General features: G+C 35.2%; 24 protein-coding genes. 14 read left to right on the forward strand and 10 right to left on the reverse strand.

Going from position 1 to position 19,265, the window contains the following annotated elements; translation table 11 throughout:
* Window positions 1-9 precede the first annotated feature (9 nt).
* From ACY2RT_RS02365 to ACY2RT_RS02420, 12 genes are all read left to right on the forward strand, one after another.
* Entirely contained in the window at window positions 10-729 is a 720-nt protein-coding gene (locus tag ACY2RT_RS02365; protein WP_490154267.1) for a DUF6503 family protein, read from the forward strand.
* A 17-nt stretch (window positions 730-746) separates the two neighbouring features.
* A complete protein-coding gene (locus ACY2RT_RS02370; protein ID WP_490154268.1) occupies window positions 747-1,271 on the forward strand; it encodes a hypothetical protein in 525 nt (174 codons plus the stop codon).
* 13 nt (window positions 1,272-1,284) lie between these two features.
* Window positions 1,285-2,082 carry a GNAT family N-acetyltransferase gene (locus ACY2RT_RS02375; RefSeq protein WP_490154269.1) on the forward strand — a complete coding sequence of 266 codons (798 nt, stop codon included), beginning with the start codon at window positions 1,285-1,287 and terminating at the stop codon, window positions 2,080-2,082.
* Between the two features lie 117 nt (window positions 2,083-2,199).
* Window positions 2,200-2,433: a thioredoxin family protein gene (locus tag ACY2RT_RS02380; RefSeq protein ID WP_490154270.1), complete on the forward strand. Its 234-nt coding sequence runs from the start codon at window positions 2,200-2,202 to the stop codon at window positions 2,431-2,433.
* Between the two features lie 69 nt (window positions 2,434-2,502).
* Window positions 2,503-3,123: a MarR family winged helix-turn-helix transcriptional regulator gene (locus ACY2RT_RS02385; RefSeq protein WP_490154271.1), complete on the forward strand. Its 621-nt coding sequence runs from the start codon at window positions 2,503-2,505 to the stop codon at window positions 3,121-3,123.
* A gap of 12 nt (window positions 3,124-3,135) precedes the next feature.
* Window positions 3,136-3,822, forward strand: a complete 687-nt coding sequence (locus tag ACY2RT_RS02390; RefSeq protein ID WP_490154272.1) for a helix-turn-helix transcriptional regulator — start codon at window positions 3,136-3,138, stop codon at window positions 3,820-3,822.
* A 53-nt stretch (window positions 3,823-3,875) separates the two neighbouring features.
* A complete protein-coding gene (locus ACY2RT_RS02395; protein WP_490154273.1) occupies window positions 3,876-4,139 on the forward strand; it encodes a zinc ribbon domain-containing protein in 264 nt (87 codons plus the stop codon).
* A complete protein-coding gene (locus tag ACY2RT_RS02400) occupies window positions 4,136-4,777 on the forward strand; it encodes a hypothetical protein (protein WP_490154274.1) in 642 nt (213 codons plus the stop codon). Before ACY2RT_RS02395 ends, ACY2RT_RS02400 begins: the two co-directional genes overlap by 4 nt.
* Window positions 4,777-5,883, forward strand: a complete 1,107-nt coding sequence (locus ACY2RT_RS02405; protein ID WP_490154275.1) for a DNA alkylation repair protein — start codon at window positions 4,777-4,779, stop codon at window positions 5,881-5,883. The genes ACY2RT_RS02400 and ACY2RT_RS02405 overlap by 1 nt, the downstream gene beginning before the upstream one ends.
* A 101-nt stretch (window positions 5,884-5,984) precedes the next feature.
* Window positions 5,985-6,488 (forward strand): cupin domain-containing protein, encoded by a 504-nt coding sequence (locus ACY2RT_RS02410; RefSeq protein WP_490154276.1) that lies wholly within the window; start codon window positions 5,985-5,987, stop codon window positions 6,486-6,488.
* 27 nt (window positions 6,489-6,515) lie between these two features.
* Window positions 6,516-7,289: a hypothetical protein gene (locus ACY2RT_RS02415; protein ID WP_490154277.1), complete on the forward strand. Its 774-nt coding sequence runs from the start codon at window positions 6,516-6,518 to the stop codon at window positions 7,287-7,289.
* 4 nt (window positions 7,290-7,293) lie between these two features.
* Window positions 7,294-7,863, forward strand: a complete 570-nt coding sequence (locus tag ACY2RT_RS02420; RefSeq protein WP_490154278.1) for a class I SAM-dependent methyltransferase — start codon at window positions 7,294-7,296, stop codon at window positions 7,861-7,863.
* Window positions 7,864-8,118: 255 nt separating this feature from the next.
* On the opposite strand, the gene ACY2RT_RS02425 is transcribed toward ACY2RT_RS02420, so the two are convergent.
* From ACY2RT_RS02425 to ACY2RT_RS02435, 3 genes are read right to left on the reverse strand one after another with little or no spacing between them, the layout of a single operon-like run.
* Entirely contained in the window at window positions 8,119-9,399 is a 1,281-nt protein-coding gene (locus ACY2RT_RS02425) for a tetratricopeptide repeat protein (protein ID WP_490154279.1), read from the reverse strand.
* 52 nt (window positions 9,400-9,451) lie between these two features.
* A complete protein-coding gene (locus ACY2RT_RS02430) occupies window positions 9,452-10,156 on the reverse strand; it encodes a DUF4331 family protein (protein WP_490154280.1) in 705 nt (234 codons plus the stop codon).
* A 23-nt stretch (window positions 10,157-10,179) separates the two neighbouring features.
* The gene (locus ACY2RT_RS02435; RefSeq protein ID WP_490154281.1) at window positions 10,180-10,890 is read right to left on the reverse strand and encodes a DUF4331 family protein; all 711 of its coding nucleotides are present in this window, start codon (window positions 10,888-10,890) and stop codon (window positions 10,180-10,182) included.
* A gap of 141 nt (window positions 10,891-11,031) precedes the next feature.
* Here ACY2RT_RS02435 and ACY2RT_RS02440 point away from each other — a divergent pair, with 141 nt between their 5' ends.
* Window positions 11,032-12,243, forward strand: a complete 1,212-nt coding sequence (locus ACY2RT_RS02440; protein ID WP_490154282.1) for an LETM1-related biofilm-associated protein — start codon at window positions 11,032-11,034, stop codon at window positions 12,241-12,243.
* Window positions 12,244-12,246: 3 nt separating this feature from the next.
* Here the strand turns inward: ACY2RT_RS02440 and ACY2RT_RS02445 are convergent, their stop codons facing one another.
* The 7 genes from ACY2RT_RS02445 to ACY2RT_RS02475 all read right to left on the reverse strand — a co-directional run bounded on the left by ACY2RT_RS02445 (window position 12,247) and on the right by ACY2RT_RS02475 (window position 18,471).
* The gene (locus tag ACY2RT_RS02445; RefSeq protein WP_490154925.1) at window positions 12,247-13,002 is read right to left on the reverse strand and encodes a LytR/AlgR family response regulator transcription factor; all 756 of its coding nucleotides are present in this window, start codon (window positions 13,000-13,002) and stop codon (window positions 12,247-12,249) included.
* A gap of 11 nt (window positions 13,003-13,013) precedes the next feature.
* Window positions 13,014-13,346, reverse strand: coding sequence for a 2TM domain-containing protein (locus tag ACY2RT_RS02450; protein WP_490154283.1), 333 nt, complete (start codon window positions 13,344-13,346; stop codon window positions 13,014-13,016).
* A gap of 10 nt (window positions 13,347-13,356) precedes the next feature.
* Entirely contained in the window at window positions 13,357-13,668 is a 312-nt protein-coding gene (locus ACY2RT_RS02455; RefSeq protein WP_490154284.1) for a 2TM domain-containing protein, read from the reverse strand.
* Window positions 13,669-13,670: 2 nt separating this feature from the next.
* Window positions 13,671-15,011: a 2TM domain-containing protein gene (locus ACY2RT_RS02460; RefSeq protein WP_490154285.1), complete on the reverse strand. Its 1,341-nt coding sequence runs from the start codon at window positions 15,009-15,011 to the stop codon at window positions 13,671-13,673.
* Window positions 15,012-15,014: 3 nt separating this feature from the next.
* The gene (locus ACY2RT_RS02465; RefSeq protein ID WP_490154286.1) at window positions 15,015-15,638 is read right to left on the reverse strand and encodes a hypothetical protein; all 624 of its coding nucleotides are present in this window, start codon (window positions 15,636-15,638) and stop codon (window positions 15,015-15,017) included.
* A gap of 34 nt (window positions 15,639-15,672) precedes the next feature.
* Window positions 15,673-16,086, reverse strand: a complete 414-nt coding sequence (locus tag ACY2RT_RS02470) for a DUF2141 domain-containing protein (protein WP_490154287.1) — start codon at window positions 16,084-16,086, stop codon at window positions 15,673-15,675.
* A gap of 207 nt (window positions 16,087-16,293) precedes the next feature.
* Window positions 16,294-18,471 (reverse strand): TonB-dependent receptor, encoded by a 2,178-nt coding sequence (locus ACY2RT_RS02475; protein ID WP_490154288.1) that lies wholly within the window; start codon window positions 18,469-18,471, stop codon window positions 16,294-16,296.
* A 195-nt stretch (window positions 18,472-18,666) separates the two neighbouring features.
* Between ACY2RT_RS02475 and ACY2RT_RS02480 the strand changes: the two genes are divergently transcribed.
* Entirely contained in the window at window positions 18,667-19,263 is a 597-nt protein-coding gene (locus ACY2RT_RS02480) for a YdeI/OmpD-associated family protein (RefSeq protein ID WP_490154289.1), read from the forward strand.
* Window positions 19,264-19,265 lie beyond the last annotated feature (2 nt).

A 19,265-nucleotide genomic window follows, 5' to 3' on the forward strand; every position in this document is an offset into this window, starting at 1 on the left:
AAACTATATATGAAATTAATCACATTAGGAATATTAGCTCTCTTTTTGGTTAGTTGTGGTAAAGAAAAACCACTTAATGGGGAAGAAGTTCTCAATCTGTCTATACAAAAACACGATCCTGCCAGTTCCTGGGATAAGGCTATACTTAGGATACACATTCAGGAACCAAGGCTCTCTAACCCCTATCGGTATTCAATTTTAAATTTAGACAACTCAAATAATTCTTTTGAGCTATCCAGAAATCGGGACCAATACATTTCTAAACATATTGTTGAAAGCAATGGGAATAGTTTTGTACTCTTAAACAAAGAAAAAGATATTGATACAGCTCTAATCAGAAAATACAGATTGGACCCCAAAAGAAACAGTGACTATAAAAAGTTCTATCAACAAATGTATGGCTTGCCCATGTCCCTGGCCAATTCTGTAGAAAAGATAAGCAATCCGGTTCACACAGTCTTCAATGAAGAAGAATGTTATAAAGTTGAAGTTGAACTAAAAGAAGATGTCATTTCAAAATATTGGAACATATTTATCTCAAGATCAAACAATACATTAAAAGGTATTGAAATAGTCTTTCCTGATGATCCGGATAAAGGTGAAAGGTTGTACTTTGAAGGAAGCATACTAATTAACGAAATAGAAATTCCAAGAATCAGACATTGGCATGAATTTAAAGATGATAGTTATTCCGGGACAGATATCATTGTAAAAGAATTAACCCAATAAATATCAAAGTAAGTAATATGAATACCACGAACACAATTGCCAAAATATCCCTTTTCTTTTTATTCCTTTTTTCATTTGCATCTTGTGATAATACTCAAGAGGTGGAAATTTCCAAAGCAGAAGAGAAAGCTAAAATCCTTGAGCTACATAATCTTCAAAGAGAGTATCATTTCAATAAAATGGCTGAAGAATTTGTTTCTATGCTCTCTTCAGAACATATCTCCGTTAACAGAGGAGAAATAAAGAACCTCACAAAAGAAAGTAATATCAAACGATTAAACGGGTATTTCAACGCTGTAGAGTTTGAAAAGTGGGATGATATCGACCCTCCTGTCATTAGATTTTCAGATGACCTCACAATGGCATATACCATTGTTCACAAAGATGTGACAGTAACCTATTTAAATGAAAATGAAGAAATGGTAAGGGAAAAAACAGATTTTTCATGGGTAGCCATTTATAGAAAGCATGAAGCCGAATGGAAAATTGACTGTGTAGCTTCGACAAACAAACCCAGTATTGCAACTGTCATTGATAAATAAGTCGAATCATAAAGTGAACATTCAAGAGTTAAAAAAGAATGATGTTGGCCAATTGACCGATCTGCAACCGGAAGGCTGGCGTGATATAGTACCTATATTTGACTTCTACACTAAAGCTACTTTCTGTTTTCCTTTAAAGGCGATCATAGACCATAAGATCGTAGGGATTGGAGCAGCAATTGTGCATAATGATGTTGGTTGGCTGGCACACATCATTGTACATACCAATTATAGAAATCTGGGTGTTGGGAGATTGATCACGCAAACGTTAGTGGATATTCTAAAAAATAAAACAGATACTATTCACCTAATAACAACTGAACTGGGAGAACCGGTCTATAAGAAAATTGGTTTTCAAACAGAAGCAGAGTATTTGTTCTTTAAGGAAATAAAAATAGGTTCTACAGAAGCAGTATCCAATGCTATTTATTTATACACCAGTAGTTTAAAAGAACAAATAACAGAATTGGATAAACTGGTTTCAAAAGAAGACAGATTTTTTCGTATAGAAGAGTATCTGGAAAGAAGTTATGTGTATCTGAAAGGCAATAAGGTTAAAGGCCTTTACGTACCCCTATTTGGAGAAGGTTTGATTATTGCAACTACAGATTCAGCAGGAATAGAACTTATGAAATTAAGACTGATGACACATGAAAATGCCGCTTTTCCTTCAGATAATTTAACAGCCATAGCCTTTATGCAAAAGCATCATTACAAAGCATTCAAAACTGCTAAACGAATGCGATTAGGAAAGAAAAGAGTTGTATTGACTTCAAATATCTATAACCGAATTGGTGGGGATATAGGTTAACTATCTCATTGATGAAAAATTGCAATTGAATCTATAAAAAAAGTATGTTTTATTTTTTTAGTTAGGATTCCTTACTATATTTGTATTGCAATAATGCATTAACTTAAATTTTATCAAATGAGTAAATCAGTTTTTTATCACGCCGGGTGCCCTGTATGTGTAAGTGCAGAGCACGACATCGTAAATTTAGCAGGAGCAGAAAATGTCGAAATTGTAAATATTGGAGAAGACAGATCTCGTATATCAGAAGCAGAGCATGCAGGTGTAAAATCCGTGCCTGCTATGGTAACTCCTAATGGCAATGTACTTCATATCAATTTTGGAGCTTCTATGGAAGATGTAAAAGGTTAAATTTTTAATTTATTTAATTAGGATTACTAACTTTGCCTGTCGGGTAAATTTCGGCAGGCATTTTTAATTATGAGTAAAAGTATTTTTGATCCAGGTCACCAAGAAGATGATATTTCAAGTAAGATCATTGTAGGCCTTGAGCGTATTTCGGAAGCTTTTAAAGCTTTACTTTGGGAAAAAGCTACATCATTAGGGCTAAGCCCTATTCAAATTCAAATACTAATTTTCATTGCGTATCACAAGAATGAATATTGTAATGTCAGTCATCTGGCCAAAGAATTCAATATAACAAAACCAACCATAAGTGATGCCGTTCGGGCACTGGATAAAAAAGGACACATAAAAAAAGACTTCTCTTCTACCGATAGCCGTAGTTACTCTATTCTTTTATCTAATTCAGGTAAAAAGATCGTTGCCGAAACCGAGAATTTTGCCGATCCTTTAAAAAACCAGATCGAGAATATTGAGCAAACAGATCTGGAAAGTATGTTTGGCACGTTGAGTAAATTGATCTATCAATTAAACCGCAATGGTATTTTAACGATCCAACGAACCTGCTACGGTTGTAAGTTTTACGATCAAAACGAGAACACAGACTATTGCAACCTGCTTAAAAAAGAACTGTTGAATTCTGATATACGGTTGGATTGTCCAGAATTTGAAGAGAAACCGGCTGTAAACAATTTATGATCTTAGTAAAAAGTGAAAAGACTTGAAAGACTTACTGCACTCCTAACCTTTTTGCAATCAAAAAGATTTACTGGCATTAAAGAGATCAAAGAGAAGTTTCAAATTAGTGAGCGTACCATCTATAGAGATATTAAATCGTTAGATGAAGCAGGAGTTCCTGTTTCTTTTGAAAAAGACAAAGGGTATTTTATATTGGACAGGCACTACCTACCTCCTATGGCTTTTACACTGGAAGAAGCGAAATCATTCATTTTTGTTGAGCAATTGGCCAGGAAATATATTGACGAAGAAATATTTCAGGATTTTTCGAGTGCCTTAGAAAAAATAAGAAACAAATTAAAGAACTATCAATTGGAAGGTTTGGAAACCATAGAACCTAATGTTAAAGCATATATTGATCCCCGTTATACTCCAAAATACTTAAAACTGATTGAACAGGCTTGTAGTGCCGGAAGAGTATTGGTTATAAAGTATAAAGACATAAGGGGCAACCTAACCAAAAGAACCATTGAACCCATTGGAATAACATTTTACAGTCAGGTATGGCACATTATTGCTTTTTGCAGGTTGAGAAATGATTACAGGGACTTTTCCCTTTCCAGGATCATTGAAGCTGAAATCACTTCTGAATGTATTCAGGAAAAAAGATTGAGTTTGTCCGAGTATATTCAAAAATTGCAAAAAGAAGAAATTGACTGACATAGGGCTGTCAGTAGCTCCCATTAATTTTGTATCTACAAAACCGGTACAAAATGAAAAAGTATAAAAATTGTCAAAGCTGCGGAATGCCCTTAAAAAAAGACCCTAAAGGAGGAGCAACCAATAGCGATGGAACTATTAGTACGATGTATTGCAGCCATTGTTATGAAGATGGAAAATTCAAACAACCCAATATAGCTGTTAAACAGATGCAGGATTTTGTAAAATGGAAAATGAAAGAATTAGGGTTTCCCGGGTTTCTTAGTGGTTTTTTCACAAAACGAATTCCGAAACTAGAAAGATGGAAAAATCAATGAGTATACTAGAGAGGTTAGCATCTGCTCTGGAAAGGAAAGATGAAATTCCCAATCTGGAACTGGCAAGAGAAATTGTCGAATCCTCCAACAAAAAAGCAGCTAAAGAATTGGTAAACAATTTGAGTGCTAAAAATAGAGCTATCCAAAATGATTGTATAAAAGTATTGTATGAGGTTGGACATCTTAAACCTAATCTTATAGCCGGATATTCATCTGTTTTTTTGACACTGTTAACTCATAAGAACAATCGGCTACAATGGGGTGCTATGACAGCCCTTAACTATATATCAACCGCAAAACCAAACGAAATTTATAATGCACTACCACAAATTCTGGATGCAGTTGACAAAGGCTCTGTTATTACTAGAGATAATGCTGTAAACATTTTAATAAACCTTGCTGCCATACCTCAATTTTCAAAAGATGTTTTCAATTTATTGATCGAGTTGTTATTAAAGAGCCCAGTTAATCAATTACCCATGTACGCAGAGAGAATAGCACCAACTGTAACTACTCAAAATGAAAAACTCTTTATATCTACACTGCAATTAAAGCTTAATGATATTGAAAAAGAAAGCTCACGAAAGCGCATTGAAAAAGTGATCAAAAAGCTGGTAACTAAAAGCAAGTCCAAATAATGGCCGAATTATTAAAAAACATTTACAGTAAAGAATTCTTTGCAAAATTCATTCGATCCCTTCAAAAAATTGAACCTAACTTCAATGATCTATCATTTTTAGAGCACATATATGATGCTGAGTGGGAAGACAAAGAACTAAAACAAAGAATGAGGCACATATCAATTACGCTGAAAGCCCACTTGTCTGAAGATTTTGAGAAAAATACCGAAACAATCTTACGCCTCATTCCTCAATTATTAAAAGAAGGCTTTAAGCCAGACAATCTTGAATTTATTTTTTTACCTGATTTCATAGAGCTATTTGGCATTGCACACTACAAAACTGCTATCAAAGCTTTCGAAGAAATCACAAAATTTGTGAGTTGCGAGTTTGCTGTTCGTCCTTTCATTATCGCATATGAAAAAGAAATGATCGCACAAATGCTACTGTGGTCAAAACACGAACATTCGGGAGTCAGGAGGCTTTCAACAGAAGGCTGCAGACCAAGACTGCCCTGGGCAATGGCTTTACCGGCTTTAAAGAAAGACCCTTCTCCAATAATACCTATTCTTGAAAATTTAAAAAAAGATCCTTCAGAATCTGTTCGAAGAAGTGTTGCAAATAACTTAAATGACATTTCTAAAGACAATCCGGCTATTGTTATTGGTTTGGTAAAAAAATGGAAAGGTGTAACTCAGGAAACCGACTGGCTCATAAAACACGGAGGTAGAACTCTTTTAAAAGAAGGAAATCCGGAAGTAATGCAATTGTTTGGCTTTGGCTCCGTTGATAAAATTAAAATTGATGGATTTAAGATCCTTACGCCTTCTGTTAAAATAGGTGATCCGCTAGAATTTACATTTAAAATTATAAACACAGCAGATTCAAAATCAAAAATACGTCTGGAGTATGGACTTTATTATCAAAAAGCTAATGGTACTTTATCCAGGAAAGTATTTAAGATAAGTGAAAAAGTATATGCTGAGAACTCTACAACAACGATTAACCGAAAGCAGCCTTTTAAAATTATAACTACACGGAAACTTCATGTTGGCAAACACCAATTATCTATTATAATGAACGGAAATGAGTTTAAAAAAATAGATTTCGTGCTTGTTGAGTGATGAAAAATATTTGGCAGGCCTGAAAATTTGTTATTGATAATGGTAAAATAATCAAGTATCTTGCTTGTGTTATACAAAAAACTGCCAATCAAATTTAGCTAATGAACCAAATTGAAAAAATAGTCAAAGAACTGGACCTGAAACCTCATCCGGAAGGAGGGTATTTTAAAGAAACCTATAGAAGTAAAGGTGAAATTAAGGAAGATAGCCTTCATTCAGGTTATGGTGGAAAGAGAAATTATTCGACCTGCATTTATTTTTTATTGACTTCGGAAACTTTTTCTGCTTTTCACAAGATCAAACAGGATGAAATCTGGCATTTTTATGCAGGCTCCCCTATTCAACTTCATACCATTTCTGAAACTGGAAATCACTATGAATTTATCATTGGTACTGATTTTACTTCCGGGCAAACTCCGCAATTAGTTGTACCCGGTGATCATTGGTTTGCTGCAACGGTCGTCAATGACAATAATTACGCTTTAGTAGGTTGTACTGTAGCTCCCGGTTTTGATTTTAGCGATTTTATACTTGCAGACAGAGAAGAATTAATTCATAAATTCCCTCAGCATCAACAAATAATAACCCAATTGACCCGCCTTTAAAAAGTTACTGTCAAAAATAATAGAAAAATGGGTAGAATACATTTATTCGAACTTGAAGACCAAAAATGGTTTCCGGCATTCTTAAGAAATTATGGAACAGATTTCCTGCAATTCCTCTCCAATAAAGCAAAAATATACAAACCCGTTGTTTCTCTTATTGAAGAAGGGCTGAAAAAAAGTAGAACAAACCAAATTATTGATCTGGGCTCTGGTGGCGGTGGTGGATTAATATGGTTAAACTCTGAACTAAAAAAGAACAATCCAGATCTAAGAATACTTTTGACAGATTATTTCCCTAATATTCCGGCATTTGAATACACAAAAATGAAATCTGATAATTTCGAATTCATAGAAAGGTCAATTGACGCAAAAGATGTTCCTAAGAATTTAATCGGGTTTAGAACCATGTTTTTGTCCTTTCATCATTTTAGACCTGTAGATGCAAAGCAGATTTTGCAGAATGCAGTAAATTCTGGTGCTCCCATAGGCATTTTTGAAGCTCAGGAAAGAAGTATTCCAAGTTTAATTGCTATGTTCTTTTCGCCATTAACCGTTCTCTTTACAACTCCTTTTATTCGACCTTTTAAAATTGGAAGAATTATTTTCACATACCTGATCCCAATAGTTCCGTTATTTGTTTGGTGGGATGGAATGGTCTCCTCTCTTAGGACCTATTCGGTTAAAGAAATGAATACACTTATTGAGAGTCTGGAGCATACAAAAGATTTTAATTGGGAAACAGGTAAAATAAAATCAGGACCAGGCGTTATATTATACTTGATCGGAATTAAAAAACAATAAAAGTATGAGTGGTAAGTATTATAAAACAAAAGAATCGGTTGAAGAATATATCAATTTAGCAAAAGATGTTAACGGCAGGGAATTAATTGAGAAGCTCAAGAAGTTCTTACCTTCCAATGCACTATTACTTGAAATTGGTTCGGGGCCCGGGACAGATTGGAATATCCTGAATGATACTTACACAGTTGTAGGTTCAGATAATTCTACTGAGTTTCTGGACCATTTGACCACCAACAATCCTGATGGAGATTTTTTTGAATTGGATGCCACTACATTAGATACTGATAAAAGGTTTGATGGAATTTATTCAAATAAGGTGTTACACCACCTAAAGGATGAAGAACTGGAAGCTTCAGTGAAAAGGCAATATGATATTTTGAATTCAAATGGCATTATTTGCCATTCTTTTTGGAAGGGTGAAGGTTCGGAAATATTCAAAGGCCTGTTTGTTAATTATCATTCTGAAACTGCCCTAAATGACATCTTTAAAAACTATTTTGAAATCCTGATGATTGAACTTTATAAAGAATTTGAGGAAGGAGATTCTCTTTTATTGATCGGGAAGAAGAAATAAGAAAGCAAAAAGCCCGCCCCCAAGAAGTTCCCGGAGACAGACTTTTGAATTAGGTGTACATTTAGTGTTTCTTTTTAGGGACATTAAAGAGTATTATTAATGTTTACTTTATGTTTCACTAAAACAACATCTATAAAGTATACAGATACATAGACAAAAACCCTACCAAAATAATCCTAAAAGTCTATTAAATTTTAAAAATCCTGTTTTTCCTAATAAACACGGGGGTTTTAAAAAGAGAAAAAAATGGAAGAACTATAGTTTTTCTATTTTCTTTATTAAGACAGGGCCTAATTCAAATGAAGCATTCAATAGTTCAGTCTTAAGGGGTGTTACTTTCTTATCCATTCCATTTGCTTTATATACAAGTGCTGTATGGTATTGTGCCATAGGCTCAAATGTTTTCCCTACTACATAGGTTTCAATGGTCTTTAATGCTTCTTTCTCCTTTCCGGCCTTTAATTGTGCATATGCAAGCAAATGATACGTTTCAGGAGTTGCACGATTCGTTACTTCTTTTTCAGCCAGGAGAAGTGCTTTTTCAGGGTTGGTTTCGGCATAGATCTCAATAAGATAGGTATTGTACATATCTCCATAGGCTGAAGCTTCCGTAGCAGCTATAAATTTATTAATATACAATTCAGCTTGCGAAGGTTCTTCATTGTAATCAGCCATTTCCGCTTTCAGTAAATAGTAATCGGGTACTGTATGATGGACCATCACAGAGTCCAGAATTCTGTTCGCTTCGGCTGTATTTTTTTCAGCAGCATAAACGATCCACGCAATTCCCTTTTTGGCATAGGAATTATCGGATTCTATTTGCAATGTTCTTAGATATTGTTGATACGCATTATTGATGTTGCCTGCATGCCCGTAAAAGTCTCCTAAGTTACTATAGGTCCAAACTTTTAATGCTTTATTACCGCTTGATTCTGCTATTGTCTTAGCTTTTTCCATATATTTTATTGCCGAATCAAGATCTCCCTTGTGGTCACTCCACTTTGCCAAACGAATCAAATAATTATAGTCGCTGTTATTCTTTATTTTTCCAAGAAAGATATCGGCTTTTTGATAATCTCCAAGTTCCATATAAACATCAAATAGCATCATTTCTGTTGCACGTTTATTAGAAATTCCGCCGTAACTCTCTTCCAGAATAACTTTTGCTTCCTTAAAACGATGCTGTGCTATATAGGTTCTTGCCAAAGCTCGTGCATAACTATCTTTATTGTTTGCAGAGATCTGCATTGCTTTTTGGTAAAATCTCCCGGCTTTTTTAAGATTTTCTACATCTCCTGTAGTTTCAAAAATAGTAGTGTAGGCAGCTGCTAAAGGACCTAGCTCTCCTACTCCGGAAGTATCGGGTTTTATACGGCGATTCCAAAAGTCTATTTCTGAAAGTGCGGTTGTATAGCTTTCCCTGTTTGAAGTATGTAAAAAACTATTGTAATCCCGGACATTTGTTATCTGTTCGTAAGCCTGTTCTTTGCAGGAAAAACAAACCAGAATCACCAAATATAAAAACAACAACCTCATACGTATTCATTATAAAAAAGAAAAGGGCAATAAATTGCCCTTTTCAACTAAATTATTGGATGGGTGGATTAGGTGTTTCCAAATATGGAAATGGCAATGTAAAGTCACGGTCACCGGAATCTACCCCATCACTGGTTAATTGTGGCGTACCATTATTCCCGTCAAAACGGGTTCCGGTGGTTCCTCCAAACATAAGTGTTAGTGAAATATCAATTACATCGTCTGCCAGATTTCTACCGGTTAATATATTAGTACCATCATAATAAGTAGTTGTCCCGTCCGGAGCTACCTGCAAAGCATCAAATTGTGCTAATACTGTTGTAAAGGTAGCAGCATCCAGCCCTAAGATATTGGTTTCATAATCGAGAGTTGCGGGATCTATTCCTAAAGCTACAGCATATACATCGTGATAGGTTTCCAAAGTTGTTTCAAAGGTAGCCTGGAAAGAAGCCCGGTCTGAAACGATACTTGTATTAAAGTTGTTTTTTACATTATCACTTCCACTAAACACAGTATTTATGCCTGGTCTGCCCGTAATATCCTCCTGAACATAAGTTCCTCTGAAATCAATATCCGAAAGGCACGGGTCACAAGCAGTACCTCCACAATCTACACCATCTTCATCTCCATTCTGTATTCCATCATCGCAAGCTATCTGTTCGATTACATTTCCGTTATCATCATCATCAACACACTGTACAAACAAAAGTGAAGTACAGATAGTGATGAATAAAATTCTTAATTTATATGTTGTCATTTTTTTCATTTTTTAGAGATTGATTATTGCTTTCTTTTTGCTGAAACCCATACATTATATGCCGGAGGCAGTCCATTGATTCCTACGGTGCCACCCACGTGCGGAGGTGCAGTTCCCAACATAGAATTTGGAACTTCAACCACAATAGCCAGTACATTAAGGTCTACGAAGAAATCTTGTGCTTCTCCAGAAGATAAAAAACCTTCCGGTGCCACAGTACCCGATGCTACCTGATTAAAGCGGTTAAAGTCAAAATAGAAAGCATCTCTTCGAGGGCCTGCAAAAAAGACCATTCCGTCGTTACTGCTTGTTTGTACATCTTCACTTGTAGATATTTTCACGCTATTACGCCCTATAGAAGTTTCTACTACACTACTTAAACCGGTCTCTGTAGGAGCAACAGGCCCAAAAAAGTACATAGAATCTCCTCTTTTAATAGCTTGTATTACTAAATCTTCAACAAAATCCCCTGTATTATCAATATTGAATTCTACCAAAACGTCTTCGTCAAATTGAGCATTATCGGTAACAGTACCCGGTGTTAAAAGGCCCTGCATGGTTGCAATGAATACGGTTTTATTGGGGTCATCACCTTCAAACGCATAGAAATCAGCAATATCGGTGGTAGTACCGACAATGTCCGGCGCATCAATGTGATCTGCAGCAATTAAAAATACAGAGAGCATAGCTAACCCTATGCCTCCAATTGCTACAAAAAGTTTTGTTTTTTTCATAATTGAAGTTCTTTTAATTAATTAATTTTACTTGTTCATATTCATTAATGACGAAAATACTAGGTTGATTTTTTAAAAACAGCTAATTTTTTGTTAATACAAATTTACAATTAAAAAACTGATACAAAGTTACCAAAACTAATGAACCCGTCTGCTACCGATTGGATACCAAAATTTTTAAATGGTTTTGAGAAAACTAAACTCATTGACCATTTTAAAGATGATACTCATTTTTATAAAGCCTTAAAAAAAACCGGCTTTATATATGGTGTTTCTGTAGACGCTGTTTTAGATGAATCTATTAGCACCTTAAAGCTTACTAAAGAAGAATATACAAAGATCAATCTTTTTCATGCACTACTTTACAGTTATTTTAAGTATAACAGTTCAGCAGATTTTGAAGATGCCATTAGATCCATAAACGAGTTCTACAAAAAAATAGAGAAAGGAAAAACTACCTTTATAAAAAAGTTATCTCTTTCACATAATTCAACTCAAGAACTGGAAAATATATTGTCTGCACGATTACAGGAGACCAACTCCAGCCTCAAAAAAAATAATGCTTCACTACTTACCTATGCTCTTCTTTACATTGATGTACTCGTTTTTACCAGGTGGTTGTCTATTCGCAAAAACATAAAAAAATATGCAAAAGACATGGAAAGTATTGTTATTACTTCCTGTTTTCTGGCATTAAAAGCAAAAAAGAAGAAAAATAAATACGACAACCTGCTTATTGAATTGTTTGAATCTTCTTCAGAATATTTAATTGAGTCTTCTTCTGAAAACAAAACGATTACTTTAGAAAGTTTAACATTGCTTCATAGTCAAAGTCACCTGGGGAAAAAATACATACTGGACATTTGTACCATAGCGGTATGGGATGACCATCAAATGGATATAGCAGAATTTCGGTTTTTGCAACAATTAACCCGTTTTCTCCCTTTATCTGAAAATGAACTTACCGAAAGCTTGACCAGCCTAAGTAAGTTTTCTGAAAAACACACGGAAACCATTAAACTTTTTGAATATTCCAATCCTGTAAAACTGTTTTATAAGCAATCTTCAGCTACCGTGAAGCTTCTGGTTTTACGCAATAAGAACCGGTTGATAAAAGAACTTGAAGAAAGTGGAGAATTATTGGTATTGTTGTCACAATCTACGCTTCGAGACTTGAGTAAAGATGAAAAGAACAAGGTAAAACAACAGCTGTTGGATATTTGTAAAACAATACCTTCCCTTACTATTTTCTTACTTCCGGGAGGAACTATTTTGTTACCTTTATTGGTAAAATTTATTCCAAAACTACTACCTTCAGCTTTTAATGAAAATAAAATAGAAAAAGGTAAATAAGTGCTATTCCAACCAAACTTTAAAGTTCCTAACGCGTTCACGCGCTACAATTACTTCCTGTTCTTTATAGCTTTTTAGTTTTAGTTGTAAACGTGAATTGGTATAAGAGATGATATCCTTTATGGCATTGATGTTCACATAAAATTTCCGGTTAATACGAAAAAAGGTTTGTGGCTCCAATTCTTCTTCAAGTTGTTCCAAAGTAGTATCCAACAAATAGTCCCTTCCATCTACGGTATGAGCGTACGTTCCTTTGTTCTCTGAATAAAAACACTCAATCTCGTCTATCGGGATCATTTTAATATGCTGGCCTATCCTTGTCGTGAAACGTTTTTTGTATTCGCGTTCTACAGGATTAACAAGTAGTTTTCTTATATCATCAAAATTTAGTTGCAGATTTTGTGACTGTGGCTTTAATTCGCAATATTTCTTTACGGCAATTCCTAATTCCTCTTCATCAATAGGTTTCAGTAAATAATCAATGCTGTTTAGTTTAAAAGCCTGAAGCGCATACTCGTCGAAAGCAGTTGTAAAAATGATGGAACTTTTTACTTCTATGGTATCAAATATTTCGAAAGAAAGCCCATCACTCAATTGAATGTCTAAAAAGATAAGGTCGGGATGCTCATTATTTGAGAACCAATCTATTGCTTCACTAACGCTATGAAGCATCTGGTTTGCAGGTACATCTAATTTTTCCAACATTCGTTGTAGCCTTCTTGCAGACGGCTTCTCATCTTCAATAATGAGTACATTCATGTCGTTGTTCTTCATGACCATCTGTTGTTTCTTTTTATCTCTTCCTCCTCCTTTTCCATATATTCATTGATTTTGCGTTCTTCCCAGTTCTTAAAGAAACCAAACTTATATTGAAAAACATACAAGCCATGAAAAGTTAATCCAATTCCCCAAAAGAAAGGAGTAATAAATAGTGACCAAGTCGGGTCTTTCATGCCAAAAATTCCATTTTGAAATAACCCAATACGCAATAATATCAATAGCGTGTTTATTATCAGATAAACTGTTAAATGTGAATAAAACCCTTTAATTTCTTTTATTCTCTTCTTTGCACGTTCGTATTTTCTTTTTTCCAGATCTTCCATAATAAATTGTTTAACTCCAACGATTCCCTGAAGGCTGATCGTTGTCTTTTTCCATAAACTCTTTGATCTTTCGCTCTTCCCAATCCTTATTCATATAAGGTAGCCACCTGAAGGCTTTAAATGCATGAATGACTATTCCTATTCCCCAACCAAAGGCGGCCCATAAAAACCATGGGTAACGCAATTCATTGGTATAATAGTTTAAAGCAGCCAGAAAGCCGATAAAAATGATGTAGAACATCAGACTAGTGTAAAACTTTTTGATACAAATTACACGCTCTTTGGCTCGCAAATACTTGTTTTCTTTATTGAAATCTTTCATCACTAAATATCTTTAAATTCGTCCTTTTCCATTATTTCTTTTAGTTTTCTTTCTTCCCAGTTTTTACCTAAAAAGGGATTGTAATTGAAAACTTCCATAGCATGCCCAATAACACCAAACCCCCATCCGGCGATAGGAAAAATAGCCCAGGGAAAACTTGTTGACCTATAGTTTAAATAGATAAATACCGGGATCATAATCAAGTAAATGGCGAAATGGATATAAAAGCCTTTTAGCTCTTCTACCTGCTTTTTAGCACGTTCGTATTTTTTTTCTGATATATAAGTTTCTTGTGTTTGCATGACTCTTGTTTCTTTTGTGAGCATTGGTATGGCAATGCTAAATTCTTTTTCATTTTGTTGAATTGTTACCGGCCTGTCTGTTAGCAGGTGGTACCGTTGTCTAATGTTCAATAGCCCTACTCCACTACTCTCTTTTACTACTTGTTTAGGTTGGATATTGTTCTTTATAACCAGGTTTCCTTCTTCTTCAAAAATAGTGATGTGTAACTTTTTTGAAGGAGTAACCTGATTGTGTTTTACCGCGTTTTCCAACAATAACTGAAGTGCCAACGGGACTACTTTAGCCTCGGTATTGGAAATGTTTTCAGAAATGGTAAAAACAATACTGTCCTCAAAGCGCATTTTTATAAGTGACATATATAGTTGAGCAAACTTTAACTCTTCAGCAACGGTCACTAATTCCTTATTCTTCTGTTCCAAAACATACCTATACACCTTTGAGAGTGTCGTGGTAAATTTTGTAGCGGCATCCGGATTTTCTTCAATCAGGCTGGTGAGCACATTTAAGCTGTTAAACAAAAAATGTGGGTCCAATTGGTTCTTTAGTGCATCGAACTTTGCAGATGCGGTACCTGCTATGATCTTCTGCTCTTTTACTTTGCGTTCCTGAGTATACCTGTAATAATAGAATGCGTAAAAAATGGTTGTTATTACTGCCGAAATAATAAAGGAAACATAATAATACTGTAATTTTTCTCCTGAAATAAATTCTGAAAAAGTTTCTCCGGCTATCACAACCTGCGTGATAAAACGAAGGAAAAACAAACAGGTTATTGTAATTATAATGGCGCCAAAGACTCCTTTAGAAAGGTTATTGATCTTAAAAAGTTTTCCTTTATAGCGTCTTAAAAGATATATTATATAGAGAGCATTGGCCATGTACAGAACAACCGAATATAACTGGTTGTAAACAAAAATTATGAGTAGCTCTTTCCCGTCGGTGTATCTTACCCCGTTAAGGTATTGGATAATCCCAATTACAATGAAGATAAGTATACCTACAAAAAAAGCTTTGCCAACTTCTCTAATGAATAATCTCATTTCTTATTTACATGTTTTTTCTGATAGTGCTTTTGCACGACTCTCTCCATAACTAGGATGAAATTCGCTCTCTGGTTTAAAGGTACTAAAAAGTTCAATCGCTCTTTGTATGTCTTTACAATATGGATCTAACGGTTGCCCAAAGAATTTTGCTGAACCCATATCCCATTCCGCCTTTCCAAACACAACATGTGGGTTGTCCGGTGCTAACTGAAGTGCCTGTTGGTATAACTGAGCTACCTTAGGAGAATACTTCATTCCGTATTGCTGGCCATCGTATGCTACCCATGCTGTATGCCATAATGCATCCAAAACCAGAATTTCCGCATTATCTTTTGAGATTCCCTTAGCATTATTAATATACTCTTTTGCTTTGCCAAGCTGGGCTGTAAGTTTAGTTTCATCCTTTTCTCCAAAACTGTAAACTACATTGATCTGAGCAATGTAATATGGAGGCAACCAGTTTTCGGGGTCTGCAGTGGCGATTCGTTCAAATAGATTAGCTGCTTCCCAATGTTTCTCTGCTTCCCATAGCTCAAAAGCTTTTTGCATTCCTTCTTCGTATTTAGTTTGGCTAAACCCGGTAAAAGATACAAGCGCAACGATAAGTAGTATTAAATTTTTCATAATTTCTAAATTAATTATTTGTGATTAATATTGATTAAAGGTTGATTTCAAAACTTGCTTTTTCTCCTTGTTTCACTTCAAATTTGGCATCTTCCCATTTGGGAGGGCCAAAATTAGACGGAGCATTGTTTGAAGTCCCATAAGGCTCTCTGGGTATCATTCCCATGAACATATTCAGTTTACCATTGCTGTCTTCATCATGGTAACATGAAATGGCGTATACGCCATCCGGAACTCCAGTAAAAGTAACAGTAGCGGTTCCTTCTTCAATTTTTGAAGCTATTGTTTTATATTCCTTATCCAGAAAATTGCTTTCTTCATCATAAAGCCCTACTTGCACAGAGCCTTTGTTGTGGTCAAAGCCTGTCATAGTTACTTCAATGGTATTCTGTGCATGTAAAAAGACAGTTGTAAAAAGTAGTGTTAAATAAGTAAGTACAGTTTGCATGATTGTTTGTTTTAAATTACAGGACAAATATCTTTTAGAACTGGCGCTAATTAAAAAGTGAGTTACCCAATTGTAGATTTTTAAGGATGAGTTGTTGTTTAATATTAAAAGTTAGAGATTGGAGGTATTGACATGGAAGCTAAACGCATAAACTACTTCTGTCTTCTGTCTTCTGGCCTCTATCTTCTAACTTCTAACCTCCAGCTACTACAATTTATCCAATTGATTGTCGGTACCATCATCGCTAATAGTCCAAAAGAATCCAATAAAAAAGAACTGGTCTGCAGCGGGCCTTAGTGGCCTACGACTAAAGTTTCCGCCGGCATCCGGTACACTTGCATATTGATATCCATTAATATTCTTAAAGGCAAATGCATTATTTACCGAAAAGTATAAGATCTTCTGCTGTGAAATCAGATATGCCCAATTAAAACTGGTACTATTATAGTTTTTTGTTTTTTCCTGAAGAAATCCGGGTTCGTTAGGATTGGTATATGTACGTCCACTACCATATTGATGGCTAAAGCCTATCTGACTCTTCCAATCTTCGATCCAGAACTTTCCAACAACCGAAATATTATGGGTACTGGCAAAAGAAGGTGTTGCAGCTACAGGAAAATTTTGGTATTTGCGTTCTGTATCCAGAAATGAATAACTCACCCAGTAATCAACATTTTTAATACTTTCATTGTCTCTCCAAAAAATATCTATTCCTTGCGCATATCCGTTCCCATCATTACTAAAGTTGCTGTCAATGCTTGCAAACTCTGTATCAAATAGCAACAAGTCATTGTATTCTTTTCGGTAAGCTTCAGCTCTGAAAATACGGTTGTTTGCAGTGTACTGGTAGTTTAAAATATAATGCTGTGTGTTTTGTGCCTTTAAATCATTGTCGAATTTCAAAGCGTCGCTATTGGGTTGCTGAAAGAAATCTCCATACGCCAGTGACAACTGACTATTCTTTCCAGTTTTATAAGCAACCGAAACTCTAGGTGAAACAGTTACCTCATCGAACAATTCACTATACTCACCTCGAAGCCCTAATTTTACAGCAAATTTTTTCGAAAAAATCACATCGGTTTCCGCAAAGACAGCCGTAATATTATTCTGAAAACCATAGGTTTCAGAAATAGATTCATTATTAAAATCCTCATTGAAATCGGTTATAAATTGTTCTGCTCCAAAGCTTAATTTTACACGGTTACTAAAGCGTTTGCGAAACTTCAATTTAAAATGTGCCGAGTTCTCCGTATTATCAATATTGCTTTCTTCAATTCCAAGGTCTGTCTTTGAAATAGTAAGACTCCCTCCTCCAAATAGTTTCCAACTGTCTCCCAAAGTACCACTGTAGCTGGCATTGGTGTAGAAGTTATTATTTTTCAGTTTAAAATCTAATCCTTCGGGAAGATCAATATCTTCTTGCGTTAATTCAAAATCTGTTGCATCAAAAGCAGCATACATTTTAAACAATCCATTTTCAAGTTTGTGCCTGTAAACAGCTTCTCCTGCATAGGCTTCAAAAGGTTTTTCCCAATCATTTCTATCCGGAAATACAGCAATATACGGTGCTAAGTTGATGTATGTAGCGTTTACACTTAAAGAACCTTTTTCCCACTTTTGGGTATTTCCTAATGCTCCACCAACACTCATGATGCCTATATCTGTTTTTTCCTGGTCTGGTTCATCAATGGTGTTGAGCAGTAAAACCGATGATAATGCCTGTCCGTATTCTGCAGAATAACCCCCGGTCGAAAATGTAATTCCGTCAAACAAAAAAGGGCTGTAGCGCCCTCGTGTTGGTATATTATTGGTAGAAGGTGTGTAAGGGGAAAAAACGCGTATTCCATCAATAAATATCTGTGTTTCTCCTGCATCACCTCCGCGTACAAAAAGTCGCCCGTCCTCAGATACAGTCGTTGTTCCGGGAAGAGTTTGTAAAGCCCCTACAAAATCTCCCAACGCACTTGCAGTAGTAACCACATCCAGAGGTTTTAGTACCGAAACCTTACTATTGTCACTGGCTTCAAAGGTTCCGGCAGAGATCACTACCGTATCCAATGAGTTTACATCCTCTCGTAATTTTATAGTGAGATCACGCATTTGGGACACATCTGTTGTCATCATATAGGTTTCAAAGGAGAGAAATGAAACTACAAGGGTTTGTGTTCCTGTTTCGGTAGTTTCAAAAGAAAAATTTCCATCGCTACCTGTAGAAACTCCATCATAAGTACCTTCCAAATACACATTGGCCCCAAGAATAGGTGTCCCGTTATTTTCTGTTACTTTTCCTGAAATAACTGTTTGACAAAAAGCAACAGAAGACAACATACTTCCTAAAATTGTCATTACTGTAATTATAACTAATTGTGTTTTTGATGTTTTCATAAGTACCATTGGTTTAGTTTTTACCATGCAAAAGTGCTGCTACTTAATTTTTTTTCAGAAAAAATAAAACCGAATTGTAACTTTAAAGGGGTGAATTGTCAAAAATGCACAAACAAATAAAATAAGGTATCTTTAATGCAATAATTTATCTAATGAAAAGAATACCTACTCTTCAATTATATAAAATCAATAAAAATGACTGACTCTCAGAAAATTGACGCATATATTGAGAAGCATTCTCAATGGAAATCACAACTTGAAATACTACGGGATATCTTTCAAAGAACTGAATTAAAAGAAGAGGTAAAATGGGGTGCTCCTTCTTATACCCTAAACGGAAAACTGATCATCGGGATGGCAGGTTTCAAAAATCATTATGCCATTTGGTTCCACCAGGGTGTGTTTTTAAAAGATACTCACAAAAAACTAACGAATGCACAGGAAGGTGTCACCAAAGCTTTAAGGCAATGGCGTTTTGAAAAAACTGATACCATTGACCCGGAGATTGTTTTACAATACGTTCAGGAAGCCATAGAAAACTGTATTGCCGGAAAAGAAATAAAACCCGTTCGAAAAAAAGGACTTGCAATTCCTCCTTTGCTTAAAGAATCCCTAAGTAAAAATGTGAAATTTGCTGAAGCTTTTAATGGTTTAACACCCGGTAAACAACGGGAATATGCAGACTATATTTCTGAAGCCAAAAGAGAAGCTACCAAAACATCCAGATTAGAAAAAATAATACCAATGATACTGAATGGCAGTGGTTTATATGATAAATATAAAAACTGCTAACG

This window comes from Ulvibacter sp. 2210JD10-4, from assembly GCF_058148525.1.